Raw genomic sequence first — 2903 nt, 5'->3', positions numbered from 1 at the left:
CGAGCGGCAGGCGGGATCTCAGCGGGCGAGCAGGGCCAGGCAGTAGCCCAGCGCCAGCCCCAGCCCGCTGGCGAATACCACCAGCCAGGCCGGCACGGGAGCACCCAGACCGCCGCCCGCGGTCGGTGATGCCGCAAGCGGCCGATCCTGCGCGGCGCCGCCGACGCCCGCCGGTTGCAGCACCGGCTCGGGCGCGGCTGCAGGCGCGCCGCCCAGCTGGCGCGTGAACGCGGCGAAGAAATCGTCCGCATTCTTCTTCGCCACTGCCTGCACCAGGCGGCTGCCGACGCTGGCCAGCTTGCCCCCGATCTCGGCCTGCGCCGTGTAGCGCAGCACGGTCTGCTCGCCCTGGGGCTGCAGCAGGACCCGCGAACTCATCTTCGCGAAACCGGCGGCGCCGCCCTGGCCGCGGCCCGTGAGCGTGTAGCCGTGGGGCGCGTCCAGCTCCGACAGCTGCACGTTGCCACGGAAGGTGGCCGCCACCGGGCCGACCCGCGTGGTCACGATGGCATTGAACTCGGTGTCCGAGACCTTCTCCAGCGCCTGGCAGCCCGCGATGCTGGCCTTGAGCACTTCGGCGTCGTTGAGCGCAGCCCAGACGCGCAGCTGGGGCGCCGGCACGAGCACTTCGCCGGTGATTTCCATGCTCATGCGGCAGCTCCGTAGAGGCGCGCCAAGGCTTGCGTGCCTTCGCGGGCATGGCCTTGTTCGGCCAGCTGCGCATAGAGCTTGCGCGCCTGCGCGGCGCCGGGCAGCTGCAGCCGCATGCGGTCGGCCTCGGCCAGCGCGATCGAGAGGTCCTTGACGAAGTGCTCGATCATGAAGCCCGGGGCGAAGTCGCCCTGCACGATCTTCGGCCCCATCACCTTGAGCTGGAAGCTGGCCGCCGCGCCGCCGCCGATGCAATGCAGCACCAGCTCCGGATCGAGCCCCGCCGAACGTGCGTAGGCGAGCCCTTCGCACACGCCCATGATGGTGGAGGCGATCAGGAGCTGGTTGCACATCTTGGTGTGCTGCCCGTTGCCCGGCCCGCCGGTGTGCACGATGGTCTCGCCCAGGCGCTGCAGCACCGGCAGCGCCTGGCCGAAGGCCTCGGGGGCGCCGCCAGCCATGATCGAGAGCCGCGCCTCCCGCGCACCCAGTTCGCCGCCGGAGACCGGCGCATCCAGCGCGCGGCAGCCGCGCGCGGCGGCTGCGCGGGCCAGCCGCTGCGCCAGCTCGGGGCTGGAGGTGCTCATGTCGATCAGCAGCGCGTCGCGCGCCTGCGCCAGCACGCCGTCGGCGCCGAGCCAGACTTCCTCCACGTCGTGCGGATGGCCGACCATGGTGATCACCACGTCGGCGCCGGCGGCCACGGCCGCGGGGGTGTCGCACCACACTGCACCGCGCTCGATCAACGGGCGCGCCTTGTCCGGGGAGCGGTTGGTCACGCGCAGCGGGTGGCCGGCGGCCAGCAGGTGGCCGGCCATGTGCGCGCCCATGATGCCGAGGCCGACGAACCCGATGCGCGCCAGCCCTGTCGCTTCACTCATTGCTTGTTCTCCGTCGCTTGCTTGTCGCGCAGCAGGCTGCGCAGGTAGGCGGAGGCCAGCGGCTGGCGCTCGGCTTGCACGCCGAAGGGTGCGAGCGCGTCGTTCACCGCGTTCATGAGGGCGCCGATCGCCCCCATCACGCCGCCTTCGGCCATGCCCTTGATGCCCGCCGGCGTGGCGCGGCTGGGCGTGTGCATGGGGATCAGCTCCAGGCGCGGGATCTCGTGTGCCGTGGCCACCCGGTAGTCCGCCAGCGACCCCGACAGGTTCTGCCCCGTCTCCGGGTCGTACGCCACATGCTCCATCAGCGATCCCGACAAACCCATCGCGATCGCGCCATGCTGCTGACCCTCCACCACCACCGGGCTGAGCACCGTGCCGCAGTCCTCCGCCGCCACGTAGCGCTCGATGTGCACGGCGCCGGTGGCCGCGTCCAGCCGCACGATGCAGGCGTGGCTCGAGTTGGAATACGTCATCGGCGGCGGCTCGTAGGTCTGGTGGAATTCGAGGCCGGGGCTGCGGCCCGGCGGCAGGGCCAGCGGGTCCAGGTAGGCGAGCCGCGCGATGTCGGCGAGCGCCAGGCCCGCGTCCTCCCAGGCGCCGTCCACGTGCCGCTGCACCCGGCCGTCCTGCATGCGCACCGCGTCGCGCGGCAACTGCAGCCGATGCGCCGCGATGGCCAACACGGCCCGTCGCGCCTCCTGCGCGCACAGGTACAGCGTGCCGCCGCCGGCCGTGCCGCCGCGCGCGCCGCGGCTGCCCATTCCGTAGGGCGCGACGTCGGTGTGGCCCAGGTGGATCTTCACGCACGAGGAAGTCACGCCGAGGCCTTCGGCCACCGCCTGCGCCAGCGCCGTCTCGTAGCCCTGCCCGGTGGCGCCGAGCCCCACCGAGGCGTTGACGACGCCCGAGGGCTCGATGCGCACCCAGGCGGCCTCGTGGCCGGAGCCCGGGATGCCGGCCGCCTTGTAGAACTTCGAGCCGTACGTGGTGGACTCCACCACCGTGCACAGCCCCAGGCCCAGGATCTCGCCACGCCGGCGCGCCAGGGCCTGGCGTTCGCGGAAGGCGTCGTAGCCGATCGCAGCCAGCACGCCTTCGAAGGTCTCGCGCGGCGTGATGTCGGCCAGCACCTCGCCGGTGGCCATCGTGTACGGATAGTCGCGCGGCTGCAGCATGTTGAGCCGGCGCACCGCCACCGGGTCCAGCGCCAGCGCGCGCGCCACGCTATCGAGCGTGCCGTCCATGAGCCAGCTGGTGATCGCCATCGGCGCGCGCATCGGCCCGTTGCCCACCTTGTTGGACAGCACCACCTTCACGTCGTAGCGGTAGTTGGCGATGCGGTAGGGGCCGGTGAGGATCATGGCCACC

At 72.4% G+C, this 2903-nt stretch carries 3 protein-coding genes; all 3 read right to left on the bottom strand.

The window, feature by feature from the left end; all coding sequences use genetic code 11:
- Positions 1-18: 18 nt before the first annotated feature.
- Positions 19-651 (bottom strand): carbon monoxide dehydrogenase subunit G, encoded by a 633-nt coding sequence (locus tag VFM98_RS01725; RefSeq protein ID WP_325108163.1) that lies wholly within the window; start codon positions 649-651, stop codon positions 19-21.
- Complete coding sequence (locus VFM98_RS01720; RefSeq protein ID WP_325108162.1) at positions 648-1532, bottom strand: NAD(P)-dependent oxidoreductase; 885 nt, start codon at positions 1530-1532, stop codon at positions 648-650. The genes VFM98_RS01725 and VFM98_RS01720 overlap by 4 nt, the downstream gene beginning before the upstream one ends.
- On the bottom strand, positions 1529-2903 hold a 1375-nt coding region (locus VFM98_RS01715; protein WP_325108161.1), incomplete at its 5' end, for a xanthine dehydrogenase family protein molybdopterin-binding subunit. The genes VFM98_RS01720 and VFM98_RS01715, both read right to left, overlap by 4 nt.

This window comes from Ramlibacter sp. (assembly GCF_035706265.1).
GTDB lineage: Bacteria > Pseudomonadota > Gammaproteobacteria > Burkholderiales > Burkholderiaceae_C > Ramlibacter.
This window is presented reverse-complemented; position numbering and strand designations above follow the sequence as displayed.